Here is a 17,396-nt window from a genome sequence, read left to right on the forward strand (position 1 = left end):
AATGTACGGGCAGGAACCGTGGGGGTCCTCCAACCGGCCCCGACGTCGCCGCCGGTAGGGTGAGCGGGTGACTTCAGGAGACACCCCCGATCTCTCGACGACGGCAGGCCGGCTGGCCGACCTCCGCGAGCGGTACCACGAGGCCGTGACCGCTGCGGGCGAGTCCGCGATCGCCAAGCAGCACGCCAAGGGCAAGGGCACCGCGCGCGAACGCATCGAGCAGCTGCTCGACGAGAACTCCTTCGTGGAGTTCGACGAGTTCGTCCGCCACCGCACCACCTCGTTCGGCATGGACGCCAAGCGCCCCTACGGCGACGCGGTCGTCACCGGCGTCGGCACGATCCACGGCCGCAACGTCGCCGTGTACGCGCAGGACTTCACCGTCTTCGGCGGTTCGCTCGGCGAGGTCGCCGGCGAGAAGATCATCAAGGTGATGCAGCACGCGCTGAAGACGGGCGTGCCGATCATCGGCATCCTCGACTCCGGCGGGGCCCGGATCCAAGAAGGCGTGGTCGCGCTCGGCAAGTACGGCGAGATCTTCCGCCTCAACACCCAGGCGTCCGGCGTCATCCCGCAGCTGTCGATCATCATGGGCCCGGCGGCCGGCGGCGCGGTGTACTCCCCCGCCCTCACCGACTTCGTGATCATGGTCGACAAGACCAGCCACATGTTCGTCACCGGCCCCGACGTCATCAAGACCGTCACCGGCGAGGACGTCGGCTTCGAGGAGCTCGGCGGCGCACAGACCCACAACGCGGTCTCCGGCGTGGCCCACTACCTGGCCGAGGACGAGACCGACGCGCTCGACTACGCCCGCTCGCTCATCGGGTTCCTGCCGGACAACAACCTCTCCGACGCCCCCGCCTACGACGTCGCCCCGGAGCTCGAGACCACCGACGCCGACCACGAGCTCGACCTCGTGATCCCGGACTCGACGAACCAGCCGTACGACGTCACGACGATCATCGAGCACGTCGTCGACGACGGCGAGTTCCTCGAGGTCCAGCCGCTCTTCGCGCCGAACATCCTGATCGGCTTCGGCCGGGTCGAGGGCCGCACCGTCGGCATCATCGCGAACCAGCCGCAGGCCATGGCCGGCACGCTGAACATCGATGCCGGTGAGAAGGCAGCCCGCTTCGTGCGGTTCTGCGACGCGTTCGGCATCCCGATCCTGACCCTGGTCGACGTGCCCGGCTACCTGCCCGGCACCGACCAGGAGTGGACCGGGGTCATCCGCCGCGGCGCGAAGCTCCTGTACGCCTACGCCGAGGCCACCGTCCCGCTCGTCACCGTCATCACGCGCAAGGCCTACGGCGGCGCGTACATCGTGATGGGGTCGAAGCAGCTCGGCGCCGACATCAACCTGGCATGGCCGACCGCCGAGATCGCGGTCATGGGCGGTCAGGGCGCCGTCAACATCCTGTACCGCGCCGAGATCAAGCGCGCCGAGGAGTCCGGCGAGGACGTCGCTGCGGTCCGCACGAAGCTCGCGAACGAGTACACCTACAACGTCGCGTCGCCGTACCTGGCGGCCGAGCGCGGTGAGCTCGACGGCATCATCCAGCCGCACGCCACCCGCGTCTCGGTCATCAAGGCCCTGCGTGCCCTGCGCGGCAAGCGTGCGACGCTGCCGCCCAAGAAGCACGGGAACATCCCCCTCTGATGGGTGCGCACTGATGGGTCGTCACGCAGCACCGGTCCCCTCGGACGAGCCCGCCTCGGTGGCCGACGTCCGGGTGGTCTCCGGTGAGCCCACCCCCGAGGAGCTCGCAGCGGTCGTCGCCGTGCTGCAGCGCCAGGCCGACGAGGCCGCAGCAGCCGGTCGCGCCGAGGTCGTCGACGAGCCGCGCACCGGGTGGCAGGCCTCGGCCCGCGGCCTGCGTCGCCCGCTCGACCACGGTCCCGGCGCTTGGGGCCGCTCGCTCCGCTGACGGACCTTGACCTCGCTGTACCCCTGGTGTCCCCGACCCGGCGGACGTTGCAGGCTGCACTTCCCGGTCGGTATCCCCTCGCACGGGGGACACGAATCGCCGAAGAGGACCGGAAATGCCGAATTTGTCCCCCATAATGACGACTGACACAGGGGTTGTGGGTTGGCATAGTTACTGGTGTTCGGTGTCCTTCAACGAAGAACATCGCAGGTCGGTGGCCGACTAGGGTACGACGCCACCGCCCGCTGCGAGGCAGGGCGACATTCGGGTTGTCGCTCAGCCTCGGGTCGTGAACGGGCCGGTCGGATACGACCGGCCCGTTCCCCGTTTCCGGGGGCGTTCGCGCGCACCCCATTCGCGACACTCCACGCGTCGAACGACTCGTGTGTTGTCGGAATGGTCGTGTCAGCCGTCGGCGCCAGCCCGGCGCGACCACGGAGCGGCCGGGAGGCCCGTGGCGGCGCCGCCCCGTGCCTCCCGGCCGCCACGCCCCGCGTCCACCGCCGCGCGCACCCCTTTCGCGACATTCCACGCGTCGATCACCTCGTGGTCCGTCGGAGCATGCGTACGCACCGGGCGCAGCGCGCCTCAGGCGGGCTCGTGCCGCGGGATCTCGAGCCAGAGGGCCACGGAGTCGTCCTCGTCGCCGTCGTCGTCCTCCATGCCCGCTCCGAGGGCGGCGGACTCGCTCGCGGCCGTGTCGAGCTTGAGCCCGACGACCGTCACCGCGGAGTCGGACCCCTCGCTGACGGTGCGGACGATGACGTTGTCGGCCTCGCGGGCCTGGCGGAGCGCCTCGGCGATGCGGGCGTGGATGCGGCGGACGTCGTCGACCTCGAGCTCGTCGAGACCGCCGTCGTCGTGCAGCTGCACCGTCGCACCCCGGCGGCGCAGGCGCATGACCTCGTCGCGGACGTCCTCGGACAGCAGGGAGCGACCGCGGATCTCGTCGCGGATGGCCTGCTCGAGGTGCAGGCACTCGGCCCGGTCCGCGTCGTCGAGGTCACCGCACGAGTCGATGATCCGCTGCAGCATCGGCAGGGCCATCCGCGTGGTCTGGCTCAGGCGGAACTGCCGCTCGAAGACGTGGGCGTCCTGCGCAGCCTGCCAGTCGGCGGTCTCCTGTTCAGCGCGCATGAGCTCGCGGGTGTTCCGGATGGCGCGGTTCATGGCGATGGCGAACACCGTGGCGATCGCGACCCAGGCCACGCTGCCGAGCACCCCGAGTGTGCCGAGCGCATCGAGACCGGCCCAGGCGACCGTGTACACGGCGAGGAACAGGACCCCGGCCCAGGCGAACGGGCCGCGTCCCCGCACGACGAGCACGACCATCAGGGTGCCGACGGCGGCGATCCACCACGTGGCGGACCCCGGGCCCTTCGCCAGGTCGACGACCGGCGCCGCGACGAGCGGCATCATGATCGCGGTTGCGAGCGAGAAGCACGCCGTCCAGACCGGCAGGACCTTGCCGGGCACGAACAACGCGGTGCCGGTGGCCGCGGCGTAGAGGACCATGCAGGCGATCACGGGGCCGACGTCGTGCACGCGCTGCAGCGACGCGACGGCGAGGACCAGGTGGTAGACGGAGAACAGCGACGCCAGGCCGAGCGCGATGCTCGCGGGCAGGGAGACCTTCACGCTGCGGCTCCCGTCGTCGTGGGCGTGGACGGCGTGTTCGGCGACCAGCTCAGCTCTATTCGCGTGCCCTCGCCCGGGGCGGTGTGCACCTCGGCGAGGCCGTCGACGGAGGCGACGCGCTCGATGATCGACCGCCGCACCCCGAGTCGTTCGGACGGGATCGTCGCGACCTCGAACCCGCGACCGTCGTCACCGACCTCGATGTGCACGCCGTCGTCGTGCTGCTCGACGCGGACCCACCGGGCGACGTCGGGCCCACCGGCGTGCTGGACGCTGTTGACAGCCGCCTGCAGTGCTGCTGACGCGAGGGCGTCGGCGACCGACGCCGGCAGCCGGACCGACCCAGACGGGGCAGGGACGAGCCGGACGGGCGCCGCGAGGGCACCGATCGCCTCGCCGATGCGGGTGCGGAGGTCGGCGAGCGTGACCGGGGTGTCGTCGTCCGGACCGTCGGCCGCTGCGGCCTCGAGGTGGTCGATGGCGTTCCGTGCCATGCGGGCGGCGAGGGTCTTCGCCTCGAGCGTGTCGGCCCGCGCGGCGGAGAGCAGCGTCGTCAGCACGCTGTCGTGCACGATCGCGTCGACCTGCACGCGCTCCACCTCGACCGCGTGCTCGCGGATGGCGTGCGAGTACCGGCGGACCGCGGTCGACTGCGCCGTGTCGACCGACGAAGCGGCACGGCGCAGGACCACGGCGATGACGAGCACCGCACCGCTGAGCAGCGCCGTGTAGACGCCGTCGAGCAGCGCACGGACGAGCCCGGCGTCGCCACCGACCGGGGTGAGGCGGAGGACGACGTAGATCGCCGGCACGAGTGCGGTGTAGATCGTGGCCCGCCAGGTGGCGAAGCCCATGGCCGCCGCGGTCGAGCCGACGGTGCAGAACCACCACGGCCACGGCTGCTGCGTGGACGGGATCGAGTCCTGCACCGTGAGCGGCCACGTGGTCAATGCGACCAGGAAGAGCAGGGCGCACAGGATCTGCGCGAACTGCGCCACCCGCGGCACGAACGCCGAGACCCCGACCAGGACGAACGACGCCCCGAGCGCGATCGCGACGACCGGGCCCCAGAACGGGTCGAGGTACGGCAACTGGGCGAGGACCGCCGGGGTGTCGACGATGCCGAGGCCGACCGCGGTCATCGCCAGCAGGATCGCGAAGGCACGCTCCACCGACGCCTGCGTGATCGACGCGCGGACGCTGCGTGACGGGTCGGCACCGAACGGCGCGCCGTCCCCGAAGCCGACCGGGTCGCCACCGGGAGCACGACTCGAGCCTGCTGGGACGCGGCCGGCATGGCCAGACGCCGCACCAGCGCCGCCCGACCCGCGGCCGAACCACCGACCGGTCCCCCGACCGGTCCCCGGGCCGCTCCCCCGGCGCGACGCCGGCTCAGCCGCGCTCGCCATCGTGTTCAGCGACCGTCACCGTCGGGGTCGATGCCCGAGTCGAGCCCGGGGAGGATGCCGTCCTCGACCGCCCGTCGCAGGAGGTCGACCTTCGTCGGGGCGGGGCGACCGACCTCGACGTACTTCACGCGGATGCGGTCGAGGTACTCACGAGCCGTGGAGTACCCGATGCCGAGTTGCTGCGCCGCCAGCTTGAGCGGCAGGCCCGAGGCGTACAGGTGCAGGATCTCGCGCTCGCGCCGGCCGAGCTGGGCCTTCGCGAAGTCGCGGTCGGCGTCGATGGCGCTTGCCCACTCGAGGTTGTTCAGCACGTCGCCGCGGGCGACGGTGGCGACCGCTGCCATCACCGTCTTCGTGGCGGACGACTTCGGGATGACACCGGCAGCCCCTGCTGCGAGTGCCTCACGGACGTTGGCGACGCGGTCCGCGATGGAGTGCACGAGCACGGCGGAGCCGGTCCCCTGCACACCCTTGACGTTCTCGGTGACGGTCGAGCCGTCACCGAGGGACAGGTCGAGGACGACGACGTCGACCTCGCGCCCGTCGAGGTTCTGGACGTACTCGGGCACGCTCGCGGCGGTGAGCACCACCTCGAAGCCCTCGTTCTGGCACGCCGCCTGGATCCCGAGTCGCACGGACTCGTGGTCGTCCACGATCGCGACCCGGACCGGCCTGGTGGCCGTGCCCGACGTCTCGGCTGCGGTTGTCGTTCCTGCTCCCACTGTGGCCTCTCGTTCCGATGTGCGTCCCCGGCCCCTGAAACCGGATCGCCATCAGCGCCCAGGATACCCAGGCTGGACTCAGGTCCGGGGAAACCGGACGCGCCACGCGGACGAAACCGCCCGGTTGCCCGTCAGCGCGCGGGCGTCAGGCGCGCCACGGCCTCCATGTGGTGGGTGTGCGGGAACAGGTCGAACGCCCGCAGCGCCTCGAGCTTGTACCCCAGGTCGGCGAACGTCGCGACGTCGCGGGCGAGCGCGACCGGGTCACAGGCGACGTAGACGACCTGCGACGGGTGCAGGGCCGCGATCTGCTCGACGACCTGACGACCGGCACCGGCGCGCGGCGGGTCGAGGACGATCGTGCCGGCGCGGAACCGGTCCTTCTCGGCGCGCGAGGCGTTCGCCACCGTGTTCGCGAGCCAGCGGTCGACCCGGCCGGTCTCGGCGCGCGCGCCGAGCCACTCGGCGAGGTTCTCCTGCGCGTGCTCGGTCGCGCGTGCGGCGCTCTCGACGCTCGTGAGGCGCGCCTTCGGCCCGACGAGGTCGCCGAGTGCGGCGGCGAGCAGGCCGACGCCGCCGTACAGGTCCAGGTGGGTGCCCTCGGGGTCGAGTCGGTCGCGGTCGACCAGGTCCTGCACGGCCTCGGTGAGCACCGACGCCGCGGCACGGTGCACCTGCCAGAAGCCGTTGTCGTCCACCGCGAAGGTGCGCTCCCCCACGACCTCGGTCACCACGGTGGGCTTCTGCTCGTCGATGACGAGGCGCGCCCCCTCGGAGCCGCTCGGTGCCAGCACGTCGATGACCGACGAGCCGGGCATCACGCCACGGCCGAGCGGCGCGCTCTCCTGCACGGCGTCGTTCGCGAGCGGCAGGCTGGTGACGGGGATGACGGAGTGCGAGCGCGCGGCGAACGGGCCGGCGGTGCCGTGCTCGTCGACGTGCAGCCGGACCCGGGTGCGCCAGCCGAGGCCGTTCGCGGCGTCGTCACCGGGTGCGGCCTCGACGACGACGTCCGAGCCGAGCACCGATGCCAGGTCCGTGTGCGCGAACCGCGAGAACGAGTCGACGAGCACGTCGTGCTTCAGCGTGCGCTGGTGTGCGAGGGCGATGTGGCCGAACTCGGCACCGCCCGGGCGCGTCTCGGGGTCGCGGTCGAGCGCGGCCTCGGCCCAGACGTGGTCGACGCGGTGCTCGCTCGGGGTGACGACACTGACCGTGTCGGCGCGCCAGAACGACTTCTTCCGGTCCTCGGTCACCCGGGCAACGACGCGCTCCCCGGGGATCGCGTCCGTGACGAAGACCACCCGGCCTTCGTGCCGTGCCACCGAGATGCCGCCGTGGGCGATCCCAGTGACGTCGAGTTCGAGCAGCGTTCCGACGGATTCACCCATGGTTCGATGGTCCCATGCGTCTGTACCTCGCGAGTACATCCCCCGCCCGCCGAGCACTCCTCGCCCAGTCCGGGATCGAGCCCGTGCTCGTGTCGCCCGGGGTCGACGAGGACGCCGCGGCGTCCGCTGCCGCCGCCGCGCTCGGCCGTGACCTGACCGGCCCGGAGCTCGTGTCGCTGCTGGCCGTCGCCAAGGCGTCGGCCGTCGCGGACGCCGACGTCGGCGGGTCGCCGGTCGACGGCTTCGTGTTCGGCGGCGACTCCGCCTTCGAGGTCGACGGGCGCCTGTACGGCAAGCCACACGACCCGTCGGTGGCCCGGGAGCGCTGGCGGCAGATGCTCGCCGCCGGCGGCGGGACGCTGTGGAGTGGACACTGCGTGATCGATCGACGACGCGACGACCGGCGCCGCGACCTGGACCCGGCCACGGGACGGACGGGAGGCCCGGATGCGGCCCGCCCCGTGCCTCCCGTCCGCAGCCTGGTGACGTCTCCTGCCGGCGTGCCGGAGCTGGGGGACGTCGCGCCCGGCGGGTCGGCCCTGGCCGCCGGTGGCGACCGCGTGGTCGCCGTGGACAGCGCCGTGCTGACGTTCGCTGACGACCTGTCCGCCGAGGAGATCGACGCGTACGTGGCGACGGGCGAGCCGCTCGAGGTCGCGGGGGCGTTCACCATCGACGGGCGGGCGGCGGCGTACATCTCGCGCATCGACGGGGCACCGTCGGCGGTGGTCGGGCTGTCCCTGCCGGTGCTGCGGTCGATGCTGCTCCGCGGCTTCGGCGTCCGCTGGCACGAGTTCTGGTCACTGTAGACATCCGCACTTGTTCGGCACGGTTCTTTGTGGGTGCCAGTCAATTCGTGCTCCCGTTGCACGAATACGCTGATGTCTCATGCCCCGTATCAGCAAGGTCCTCATCGCGAACCGCGGCGAGATCGCCGTCCGCATCATCCGCGCGGCCCGCGACGCAGGCAAGGCATCGGTCGCCGTCTACGCCGACCAGGACCGTGACGCCCTGCACGCCCGCCTCGCCGACGAGGCCTACGCGCTGAACGGCACCACGAGCGCCGACACCTACCTCGTCATCGACAAGATCATCTCGGTCGCCCGACGGTCCGGCGCGGACGCCGTGCACCCGGGCTACGGGTTCCTTGCCGAGAACGCCGACTTCGCCCGTGCCGTCATCGACGCCGGACTGACCTGGATCGGCCCGTCGCCGGACTCGATCGAGCGCCTCGGTGACAAGGTCTCCGCGCGCCACGTGGCCGAGAAGGTCGGCGCGCCGCTCGCCCCCGGCACCATCGAGCCCGTCAAGGACGCCTCCGAGGTCATCGCGTTCGCCGACGAGGTCGGCCTGCCGGTCGCCATCAAGGCGGCCTTCGGCGGCGGTGGCCGTGGCCTGAAGGTCGCACGGACGCGCGACGAGGTCGCCTCGCAGTTCGAGTCGGCGACGCGTGAAGCCATCGCGGCGTTCGGTCGGGGCGAGTGCTTCGTCGAGAAGTACCTCGACAAGCCGCGCCACGTCGAGACCCAGTGCCTGGCGGACGAGCACGGCAACGTCGTCGTCGTGTCGACGCGTGACTGCTCGCTGCAGCGCCGGCACCAGAAGCTCGTCGAGGAAGCACCCGCGCCGTACCTGACGGACGCGCAGCAGGAGCGCCTGTACGAGTCGTCGAAGGCGATCCTGCGCGAGGTCGGCTACGTCGGTGCCGGCACCTGCGAGTTCCTGATCGGCGCCGACGGCACGGTGTCGTTCCTCGAGGTCAACACCCGACTGCAGGTCGAGCACTGCGTGTCCGAAGAGGTCACCGGCATCGACCTGGTCCGCGAGCAGTTCCGCATCGCCGAGGGCGGCGTGCTCGACTACTCCGACCCGACGCCCCGCGGGCACTCGTTCGAGTTCCGCATCAACGGCGAGGACCCGGGCCGCAACTTCTTCCCCGCGCCAGGCCCCGTACACGCGTTCAACGCACCGTCCGGCCCCGGCGTCCGCGTCGACTCCGGCGTCGTGAGCGGCGACGTCGTGTCCGGTTCGTTCGACTCCATGCTCGCGAAGCTCATCGTCACCGGCGCCACCCGTGCCGAGGCGTTGGAGCGCTCGCGTCGTGCACTGGCCGAGTTCGAGGTCACCGGCCTGCCGACCGTGCTCCCCTTCCACCGTGCGGTCGTGTCGGACCCGGCGTTCGCGACGGACGACTCCTCGCCGTTCTCCGTGTACACGCAGTGGATCGAGACCGACTTCGTCAACGAGATCCCGGCGTGGAGCGGTTCTCCTGAAGAACTGCCGGCGCCGGCTTCGCGCGACTCGGTGGTCGTCGAGGTGCAGGGCAAGCGCATCGAGGTCACCATGCCGTCGATCGTCGGTGGCGGTGCCGCCGCCGGTGTCGCCGGTCGTCGTCCGGCCGGTCCCTCCGCTCCCCCGAAGCGCCGCTCGTCGGCGGTCAAGGGCGGCATCGCAAAGTCCGGCGGGTCCGTCGCGTCGCCGATGCAGGCGACCGTCGTGAAGCTCGCGGTCGCCGAGGGTGACACCGTGGTGAAGGGCGATCTGCTCGTCGTGCTCGAGGCCATGAAGATGGAGCAGCCCGTGCAGGCCCACAAGGACGGCGTCGTCACCGGGCTGAACGCCCCGGTCGGCCAGACGGTGTCCTCCGGTCACGTGCTGCTCGAACTGGCGTAGGCGCGCGCGGCGGGGTTCGCTCCGCTCGGGTTGCGCCCCGCTGCGGTCATCGCACCCCGACTCTTCGGGGCGCGATGACCGTCAGAGGGCGCGGCTCGCAGCATGACGCCAGGCGGTACCCCAGTTCGGACCGAGCGGCACCCCGGCATCGTGCAGGATCCGCGGGAGCTGCCCCGCGGGCATCGCGTCCGACCACATCACCCGTGCGAATCCGTTGACCCCCCGACGACGGCGGAGACGGTCCTCCCGGCGCTTCTCGTCGACCAGGGCATCTGCCGCCGTGCGCCCTCGCCGCGGGTCGTCGTACTTCACCCGGCCGTCGAATTCGACGATCACCCCGGCCTCCGCGAACCACAGGTCCACCCGGTCACTGAGCAGGCCGTCGTGCCGGAACTCCTGCTGCAGTACCGGGTCCGGTGCGCCGAGCACGTGCGCACCCCACCGTGTGATGCTCTCCCCCGGTGACTCGGCGAGCGGATCCGCGTGCTCGACCAGTTCCCGCGCGCGTCGATGCCCGCGAGCACGGCGACTCCCGAGCGCTTCGAGGATCGTCGCCCGCTCGACGCCGCGCCGCAGGACCGCGTCGAGCACGACGATTGCACGCCACGGGTGTTCGCGAAGGGCGACGTCGACCGCGGTCTCGGTCAACGTCGTGACGGGTACACCGTCGACCTCGACGGAGGACGGTCGCCGGCCGGCGCTGCCGATGCGCTGGATGCTCCGCTTGACCTGGCCCCGGTCCCGGGACGGGTCGGTCACGGTGACACGCTCGCCGAACGCCCCGATCCACGGCAGTCCGAGCATGGCGACCGCTGACCGGTGCGACACCACGACGGAGCCCGTCCCGCCGGCGAGCACACTCCGCACGAGCATGCGATGTCGTTCGCGTTCCGTCATCGACGCCCACTCGCCCGACCCGATGTACGTGCCACGGTGCACCCGGACGAGGGCGCCGGCATCCGCTGCGCGACGGATCGCCGACGCACGACCGGGGTCCTGCGCGAGGCCGACGGTCGAGATGGGTTCGTGTTCCATGCTCCGATGATCGCGACGCCCGGTCCGTCGCGAGCGGGGTCTGCGCGATCTGTGGACAGGCCACGGGGCAGCGCACCCGCTTGCAGGCATCGCGCCCCGAAGAGTCGGGGCGCGATGCCCGCAGCGGGGCGCAACACGAACGAGCGGAGCGCTACCGGGGCGCGACGCGAACGAGGGGGCGGCGGGCGGCGGCGCTACGAGACCAAGGGGCGGACGGACGCCGCGAGGGCGTCGACGAGGCGCTGGGCCTCGGCGGGGGTCTCGGCGACGGTGTCGATGTAGACCTTGACCTTGGGCTCGGTGCCGCTCGGTCGGACGATCACCCGCGCGTCACCGGTCAGGTCGTACCGCAGGATGTCCGACGGCGGGAAGCCCTCCACCCCGTCGACGTAGTCCGTCACGGCGAGGACGTCCAGCCCGCCGAGCGACGACGGCGGCGCGGACCGCAGCGAGGCCATGATCTCGCCGATGCGGGACAAGTCGTCCACGCGGGTCGCGACCTGCCCCGACGCGAACGCCCCGAACTCGGCGGCGAAGGCGTCCAGCTGCCCGGCGATCGACGATCCGGCAGCGGCCAGGTCCGACGCCAACGACAGCAGCGACAGTGCCGCCGAGATGCCGTCCTTGTCGCGCACGACCGACGGGTCCACCAGGTAGCCGAGAGCTTCTTCGTACCCGAAGAGCAGCCCGGGGACCCGGGAGACCCACTTGAAGCCGGTCAGGGTGTCGCGGTACTCCAGGCCGTGGCGGGCGGCGACGCGGGCCAGCGCCGGCGACGAGACGATCGACGCCGCGAGGGTGCCCGTGGCGCCGGTCTCCGACGCACGGACGGCAGCCTGCCACCCGAGCAGCCACCCGACCTCGTTGCCCGACAGGCGGCGGTAGGTCGGGTCCCCGGAGTCGGACACCGTTGGGATCGCGAGCGCGAGCCGGTCGGCGTCGGGGTCGTTCGCGATGACGAGATCAGCGCCGACGGCGAGCCCGCGGGCGATCGCCAGGTCCATCGCGCCGGGCTCTTCGGGGTTCGGGAACGACACGGTCGGGAACGCACCGTCCGGCTCGATCTGCTCCGGCACGACCGCGGGCGACGCGAACCCGGCGGCGGCGAACACCGCGCGTGCGGTCTCCCACCCGACACCGTGCATCGCCGTGTAGACGACCTTCGGCTGCTCCTGCGGCGCCAGGGTCGGGGTCGGCACGATGGCGGCGGTGGCGGCCACGTAGGCGTCGAGCAGCGCGGACGACGCGACGGTGTAGTCGGTGCCCCGGGGCAGGTCCGTGATCGACCCCGCCGCGACGGCGTCGATGGCGTCCGCGATTCGGCCGTCGACCGGCGGCACGATCTGCGACCCGTCGTCGTCCTGTCCGAGGTAGACCTTGTACCCGTTGTCGCGGGGCGGGTTGTGGCTCGCGGTGACCATCACCCCGGCGCCGACGTCGAGGTGCCGCACGGCGAACGCGAGCACCGGCGTGGGCAGGGCGACCGGCAGCAGCGTGACCTCGAGCCCGAGGCCGCGCATGACCTCGGCGGAGTCGCGTGCGAAGACGTCGGAGTTCACCCGGCCGTCGTAGCCGATCACGACGCTGCGCGACCGGCCCGTGTCGATCAGGAAGCGTGCGAGACCGGCAGCGGCCTGCGACACGACGACCCGGTTCATGCGGAGCGGGCCGTAGCCGAGCTCGGCGCGGAGTCCGGCGGTGCCGAACTGCAGCCGGCCGCCGAACCGCGCGGCCAGGGCCTGCACGGCCGGACCGGAGCCGTCGGACGCGGCCTCGATCGCGGCGGTCAGCTCGTCGCGGGTCTGCGGATCCGGGTCCTGCGCGAGCCAGGACCGAGCGGTCCCGAGCACGTGGTCGAGGTCGATCTTCACGACGCCGGCTGCCCGAGGGCGGTCACCACGCGGGCGAGCAGGTCCGCGATCACGGGCTCGGCCTGCTTGCCGGCCTCGAGCACCTCGGTGTGCGACAGCGGCGTCTTCTGGATCCCGGCGGCGAGGTTCGTGATGAGCGAGAACCCGAGGACCTCCATGCCGGCCTGTCGGGCGGCGATGGCCTCGAGCGCGGTGGACATGCCGACGATGTGTCCGCCGATGGCCTTGGCCATCTGGACCTCTGCAGGGGTCTCGTAGTGCGGGCCGCGGAACTGCGTGTAGACGCCCTCGTCCAGGGACGGGTCGACCGACCGCGCCACGTCACGCAGCCGGGACGAGTACAGGTCGGTGAGGTCGATGAACGTCGCGCCCTCGAGCGGGCTGTCGGCGGTCAGGTTGATGTGGTCGCTGATGAGCACGGGCGTGCCGGGCGTCCAGTGCTCCTTGATGCCACCGGCACCGTTCGTCAGCACCATCACCGTGGCACCCGCGGCCGCGGCGGTGCGGACGCTGTGCACGACCCGGCGGACACCGTGGCCCTCGTAGTAGTGCGTGCGTGCGCCGATGACGAGCGCGTGGCGGCCGTCGGCGAGGCGGATCGACCGGATGGTGCCGGAGTGCCCGGGCACGGCCGAGGCGCTGAACCCCGGGACCTGGTCCGCCGGGATCTCGGACACGGTCTCACCGATGATGTCGGCGGCCTTGCCCCAGCCCGAGCCGAGGGTCAGGGCGATGTCGTGCCGCTCGATGCCTGACTTCGCGGCGATGACGGCGGCGGCGTCCCGCGCGACCTCGAACGGGTCGGCAGCGGGGTCGTTCAGCGGGTTCTCGGTGCTCATGCCCCAACTCTAAAGGGCAGACGCCCGCCCCAGCGGCCGCCGCCGCACCCGCCTCAGTGCTCGCCGAGCGCCCGGTCCACCGCCGCCGTGATCTCGCCCTGGTCGAAGTGGTTCCGGATCACGATGACCTCGGCGTAGGTGTCGCCGATCGCCTCGACGAACTCCTGGCTGGTGAGGATCACGTTGGCGTCGTCGGACACGTCGCGCACCGAGGCCACGTCGGCCGCGACGACCGATGCCTGCAGGCCGAGGGCGGACAACGCCTTCTCGGCGTTCACCTTCAGGATGCCGCTCGAGCCGATGCCCGCACCGCAGATGGTCACGATCTTCACGCGGACACCCCCATGATCGTGCGGACCTCGTCCGCCGTCGTCGCGTCGGCGATCCGCCCCGTGACGGCCTGGTCGTTGAACAGGTTCGCGATCTCACCGATGGACTCGAGGTGCGTGCCGACCCCGGCGACCGCGAGCCCCAGGACCACACGGACCGGGTCGTTGTGCGGGTGGCCGAACGCGACCGGTGTCTCGAGGGTCACGACGGCGAGCCCGTCGCGCAGGACCGCGCCGCCCGGTCGGGCGTGGGCGAACGCCAGACCCGGGGAGATCACGATGTACGGCCCGTGTTCCTCGACCATGCCGATCATGGCGTCCGTGTACTCGTCGGTCGCGGCTCCGGACGCGACGAGCGCGCCGCCGGCCAGGCGCATCGCGTCACGCCAGGTGGGCGCGGTGGCCCCGAGGAGCACGGCGGCGTCCGGCAGCGGCGGCAGTCCCATGCGTCAGGCCTCCGAGTACCCGGAGGTGATGGTCGCGATGATCTCCTCGCGGTCCTCGAGCGGCAGGAAGGAGCCGAGCGCCGCGTTGATCTGGAACGCCGCCAGGTCGTCGAGGTCGTAGCCGAACGTGCCGGCGAGCAGTGCGAGCTCCTTCGACAGCGACGTCCCGCTCATCAGGCGGTTGTCGGTGTTCACCGTGACCCGGAAGCCGAGCTGGTAGAGCACGTCGAAGGGGTGGTCGGCGAGGTCGTCGCCCCAGGCCGCGATCGCACCGGTCTGCAGGTTGGAGGACGGCGAGACCTCGAGCGGGATCTCGCGGTCGCGGACCCACGACGCGACCTCGCCGAGGGAGGCCAGCGTCGAGCCGTCACCGGCGTCGGAGAGGGTGACGTCCTCGAAGATCCGGACGCCGTGCCCGAGGCGCAACGCGCGGCCGTCGACGAGCGCGGACCGGATCGAGGCGAGTCCGTCGGCTTCGCCCGCGTGGACGGTGACGGGGAACAGCTCGGATGCGAGGTAGTCGAACGCGGCACGGTGGTTCGAGGCGGGGAACCCGGCTTCGGCACCGGCGATGTCGAAGCCGACCACCCCGTTGTCGCGGTGCCGGACGGCGAGCTCGGCGATCTCGAGCGAGCGGTCGGCGTGGCGCATCGCGGTGACGAGCTGGCCGACCCGGATGCTGCCGCCCGCGGCGTCGACCGCTTCCTCGATGCCGGCCTGCACGGCCTCGACCGTCTCGTCGAGCGTCAGCCCGCCCTGCAGGTGCTGTTCCGGGGCCCACCGGACCTCGCCGTAGACGACGCCGTCGGCGACCAGGTCCTCGACGAACTCACGGGCGATGCGCGTCAGCTGCGGTGCCGTCTGCATGACCGAGGTGGTGACGTCGAACGTCTTCAGGTACTCGACGAGCGAGCCCGAGTTCGACTGGTCGGCGAACCACTGCCCGAGCTCGGACGGGTCGGTGGTCGGCAGCGTCACACTCGAAGCAGCAGCCAGCTCGACGATCGTCGCGGGGCGCAGTCCGCCGTCGAGGTGGTCGTGCAGCGAGACCTTCGGCAGGTCGTTGATGACCGCTCCGGCGTCGGGCAGGCGGTAGGTCGGGGCGTCGGCGCTCATGCGACCAGGCTATCGGTGGTCACCGACCACGCGCAGGCACCTGTGCACAACAGACCCCTGCACAGACTGGCGCATCCCACTCAACGGGATCGCGAAGCGATCCGTGGGATGCGCGGGCGAGCCTGCGAGCCCGGTCCACACGTGTGCGGAGAGCCTCCAGCCGGTCGGACGGTCGCGTTCAGCCCGCGATGCGCTCCCGCACGATCGGCCCGCGGGCCGCCACGGCAGCATCGGACGAGCCGATCGACCACGCACCCTCGAGCGACTCGAGCGCGCGCGGGATCCGCGAGGCGTCGTCAGTGTGCAGCGTCCAGAGCGGCTGCCCCTCGGTCACGGGGTCACCCGGCTTGACGTGCAGCTCGATGCCCGCCCCGGCCTGCACCGGGTCCTGCGCGCGGGCACGACCGGCACCGAGGCGCCAGGCCGCGACGCCGAACGGCAGGGCGTCCTGCTGCGCCAGCACACCGGACGACGGCGCCGTGACGACGTGCTGCTCGCGGGCGACCGGCAACGCGGCGGAGGGGTCCCCACCCTGCGCGGAGATCATCCGGCGCCAGGTGTCCATCGCGCGACCGTCGGCCAGCGCCGCAGCGGGATCGGCGTCCGGCATCCCGGCGAGCGTCAGCATCTCCGAGGCCAGTGCCAGGGTCAGCGAGACGACATCGGCCGGCCCGCCACCCTCCAGTACCTCGATCGACTCCCGCACCTCGAGCGCGTTGCCGATCGTCAGGCCGAGCGGGACCTCCATGTCGGTCAGCAGCGCCGAGGTCTTCACCCCGGCGTCGTTCCCGAGGTCGACCATCGTCTGCGCGAGCTCGCGCGACGCCTCGTAGGTCGGCATGAACGCACCGGAGCCGAACTTCACGTCGAGCACGAGCGCACCGGTGCCCTCGGCGATCTTCTTCGACATGATGCTCGACGCGATGAGCGGGATGCACTCGACGGTGCCGGTGATGTCACGCAGGGCGTACAGCTTCTTGTCGGCCGGTGCGAGACCCGAGCCGGCGGCGCAGATGACCGCACCGACGTCGGACAGGATCTCCATCATCCGGTCGTTCGACAGCGCAGCCTGCCACCCGGGGATCGACTCGAGCTTGTCGAGCGTCCCGCCGGTGTGGCCGAGGCCACGGCCGGACAGTTGCGGCACCGCGACGCCGAACGACGCCACCAGCGGTGCGAGTGGCAGCGTGATCTTGTCGCCGACCCCACCGGTGGAGTGCTTGTCGACGGTCGTCTTGCCGAGCGACCCGAACGACATCCGCTCCCCGGACGCGATCATCGCGAGCGTGAGGTCCTTGACCTCGCGCCGCTCCATCCCGTTCAGGAAGATCGCCATCGCCATCGCCGCCATCTGCGGGTCCTCGACGTAGCCGCGTGTGTACGCGTCGACGAGCCAGTCGACCTCGGCGGTGCTCAGGGCGCCACCGGATCGCTTCGTGCGGATGAGGTCGACGGTGTCGAACGGCTCGACGGCCATGGGGATCAGTGCTCCTGTTGGTAGGTGGCGAGGGTGCGCGGCCCGAACGCGTCGGGCAGGACCTCGTCGATGGTGCGGATGCCGGAGACCGTCTCGAGGAGCATGCCCTCGGTCGAGTGCTCGAACAGCAGCTGGCGGCAGCGGCCGCACGGCATGAGGGTCGCCCCGTCGCCGTCGACGCACGTGAACGCGACGAGCTTGCCGCCGCCGGTCATGTGCAGCTGCGACACGAGCGAGCACTCCGCGCAGAGCGTCACCCCGTAGCTCGCGTTCTCGACGTTGCAGCCGGAGACGATCCGACCGTCGTCGGTGAGCGCCGCGGCGCCCACCGGGAACGACGAGTACGGCGCGTAGGCGCGCCGCATCGCGGCTGTGGCGGCGTCCCGGAGAGCGCCCCAGTCCACGTCGTCGACCGGGAGGCCCGTGGCTGCGTCCGCCCCGTCGGCGGCGGTGTCGCCGCCTCCCGCGCGCAGGGCCGTGGCCGGGTCCGTCCAGGCGATCGCGTCGGTGGACGCGGCC

At 71.8% G+C, this 17,396-nt stretch carries 16 protein-coding genes; 4 read left to right on the plus strand and 12 right to left on the minus strand.

The window, feature by feature from the left end; all coding sequences use genetic code 11:
- Positions 1 to 67: 67 nt before the first annotated feature.
- Positions 68 to 1,663 (plus strand): acyl-CoA carboxylase subunit beta, encoded by a 1,596-nt coding sequence (locus ACIPV1_RS05670; protein ID WP_123292198.1) that lies wholly within the window; start codon positions 68 to 70, stop codon positions 1,661 to 1,663.
- Between the two features lie 13 nt (positions 1,664 to 1,676).
- On the plus strand, positions 1,677 to 1,931 hold the full coding sequence (locus ACIPV1_RS05675) for an acyl-CoA carboxylase subunit epsilon (RefSeq protein WP_123292197.1): 255 nt from the start codon (positions 1,677 to 1,679) through the stop codon (positions 1,929 to 1,931).
- 588 nt (positions 1,932 to 2,519) lie between these two features.
- Here the strand turns inward: ACIPV1_RS05675 and ACIPV1_RS05680 are convergent.
- From ACIPV1_RS05680 to ACIPV1_RS05695, 4 genes are all read right to left on the minus strand, one after another.
- Positions 2,520 to 3,569: a hypothetical protein gene (locus ACIPV1_RS05680; protein WP_123292196.1), complete on the minus strand. Its 1,050-nt coding sequence runs from the start codon at positions 3,567 to 3,569 to the stop codon at positions 2,520 to 2,522.
- Positions 3,566 to 4,741: a sensor histidine kinase gene (locus ACIPV1_RS05685; protein WP_402725920.1), complete on the minus strand. Its 1,176-nt coding sequence runs from the start codon at positions 4,739 to 4,741 to the stop codon at positions 3,566 to 3,568. The genes ACIPV1_RS05680 and ACIPV1_RS05685 overlap by 4 nt, the downstream gene beginning before the upstream one ends.
- A gap of 242 nt (positions 4,742 to 4,983) precedes the next feature.
- Positions 4,984 to 5,700 carry a response regulator transcription factor gene (locus ACIPV1_RS05690; RefSeq protein ID WP_111086608.1) on the minus strand — a complete coding sequence of 239 codons (717 nt, stop codon included), beginning with the start codon at positions 5,698 to 5,700 and terminating at the stop codon, positions 4,984 to 4,986.
- A 131-nt stretch (positions 5,701 to 5,831) separates the two neighbouring features.
- Positions 5,832 to 7,091 (minus strand): class I SAM-dependent RNA methyltransferase, encoded by a 1,260-nt coding sequence (locus ACIPV1_RS05695; protein ID WP_131845634.1) that lies wholly within the window; start codon positions 7,089 to 7,091, stop codon positions 5,832 to 5,834.
- 14 nt (positions 7,092 to 7,105) lie between these two features.
- On the opposite strand from ACIPV1_RS05695, the gene ACIPV1_RS05700 reads away from it, so the two are divergent.
- Entirely contained in the window at positions 7,106 to 7,900 is a 795-nt protein-coding gene (locus ACIPV1_RS05700) for a Maf family protein (RefSeq protein WP_402725921.1), read from the plus strand.
- A 79-nt stretch (positions 7,901 to 7,979) separates the two neighbouring features.
- A complete protein-coding gene (locus ACIPV1_RS05705) occupies positions 7,980 to 9,764 on the plus strand; it encodes a biotin carboxylase N-terminal domain-containing protein (RefSeq protein WP_111086611.1) in 1,785 nt (594 codons plus the stop codon).
- 81 nt (positions 9,765 to 9,845) lie between these two features.
- Here ACIPV1_RS05705 and ACIPV1_RS05710 read toward each other — a convergent pair whose 3' ends face one another.
- The 8 genes from ACIPV1_RS05710 to ACIPV1_RS05745 all read right to left on the minus strand — a co-directional run bounded on the left by ACIPV1_RS05710 (position 9,846) and on the right by ACIPV1_RS05745 (position 17,281).
- Complete coding sequence (locus ACIPV1_RS05710; RefSeq protein ID WP_402725922.1) at positions 9,846 to 10,799, minus strand: hypothetical protein; 954 nt, start codon at positions 10,797 to 10,799, stop codon at positions 9,846 to 9,848.
- A gap of 194 nt (positions 10,800 to 10,993) precedes the next feature.
- Positions 10,994 to 12,670, minus strand: coding sequence for a phospho-sugar mutase (locus tag ACIPV1_RS05715; RefSeq protein ID WP_402725923.1), 1,677 nt, complete (start codon positions 12,668 to 12,670; stop codon positions 10,994 to 10,996).
- Entirely contained in the window at positions 12,667 to 13,509 is an 843-nt protein-coding gene (locus tag ACIPV1_RS05720; RefSeq protein ID WP_123938689.1) for a purine-nucleoside phosphorylase, read from the minus strand. The genes ACIPV1_RS05715 and ACIPV1_RS05720 overlap by 4 nt, the downstream gene beginning before the upstream one ends.
- A gap of 53 nt (positions 13,510 to 13,562) precedes the next feature.
- Positions 13,563 to 13,841, minus strand: coding sequence for a PTS sugar transporter subunit IIB (locus ACIPV1_RS05725; protein WP_123292189.1), 279 nt, complete (start codon positions 13,839 to 13,841; stop codon positions 13,563 to 13,565).
- Complete coding sequence (locus tag ACIPV1_RS05730; protein WP_123938688.1) at positions 13,838 to 14,284, minus strand: PTS sugar transporter subunit IIA; 447 nt, start codon at positions 14,282 to 14,284, stop codon at positions 13,838 to 13,840. Before ACIPV1_RS05730 ends, ACIPV1_RS05725 begins: the two co-directional genes overlap by 4 nt.
- Positions 14,285 to 14,287: 3 nt before the next feature.
- Complete coding sequence (locus ACIPV1_RS05735; protein ID WP_123938687.1) at positions 14,288 to 15,400, minus strand: adenosine deaminase; 1,113 nt, start codon at positions 15,398 to 15,400, stop codon at positions 14,288 to 14,290.
- 178 nt (positions 15,401 to 15,578) lie between these two features.
- Entirely contained in the window at positions 15,579 to 16,877 is a 1,299-nt protein-coding gene (locus ACIPV1_RS05740) for a thymidine phosphorylase (protein WP_402725924.1), read from the minus strand.
- A gap of 5 nt (positions 16,878 to 16,882) precedes the next feature.
- Positions 16,883 to 17,281 (minus strand): cytidine deaminase, encoded by a 399-nt coding sequence (locus tag ACIPV1_RS05745; RefSeq protein WP_123339066.1) that lies wholly within the window; start codon positions 17,279 to 17,281, stop codon positions 16,883 to 16,885.
- Between the last annotated feature and the right edge of the window lie 115 nt (positions 17,282 to 17,396).

It is taken from the genome of Curtobacterium sp. NPDC089991 (assembly GCF_044748425.1).
Classification (GTDB): Bacteria; Actinomycetota; Actinomycetes; order Actinomycetales; family Microbacteriaceae; genus Curtobacterium.

Excerpts from the sequence above, each read along its gene's own strand:
- ACIPV1_RS05740 (WP_402725924.1), bottom strand. The coding sequence starts at position 16,877 with ATGGCCGTCGAGCCGTTCGACACCGTCGACCTCATCCGCACGAAGCGA.
- ACIPV1_RS05700 (WP_402725921.1), top strand. The coding sequence starts at position 7,106 with ATGCGTCTGTACCTCGCGAGTACATCCCCCGCCCGCCGAGCACTCCTC.
- ACIPV1_RS05705 (WP_111086611.1), top strand. The coding sequence starts at position 7,980 with ATGCCCCGTATCAGCAAGGTCCTCATCGCGAACCGCGGCGAGATCGCC.
- ACIPV1_RS05675 (WP_123292197.1), top strand. The coding sequence starts at position 1,677 with ATGGGTCGTCACGCAGCACCGGTCCCCTCGGACGAGCCCGCCTCGGTG.
- ACIPV1_RS05710 (WP_402725922.1), bottom strand. The coding sequence starts at position 10,799 with ATGGAACACGAACCCATCTCGACCGTCGGCCTCGCGCAGGACCCCGGT.
- ACIPV1_RS05720 (WP_123938689.1), bottom strand. The coding sequence starts at position 13,509 with ATGAGCACCGAGAACCCGCTGAACGACCCCGCTGCCGACCCGTTCGAG.
- ACIPV1_RS05730 (WP_123938688.1), bottom strand. The coding sequence starts at position 14,284 with ATGGGACTGCCGCCGCTGCCGGACGCCGCCGTGCTCCTCGGGGCCACC.
- ACIPV1_RS05695 (WP_131845634.1), bottom strand. The coding sequence starts at position 7,091 with ATGGGTGAATCCGTCGGAACGCTGCTCGAACTCGACGTCACTGGGATC.
- ACIPV1_RS05735 (WP_123938687.1), bottom strand. The coding sequence starts at position 15,400 with ATGAGCGCCGACGCCCCGACCTACCGCCTGCCCGACGCCGGAGCGGTC.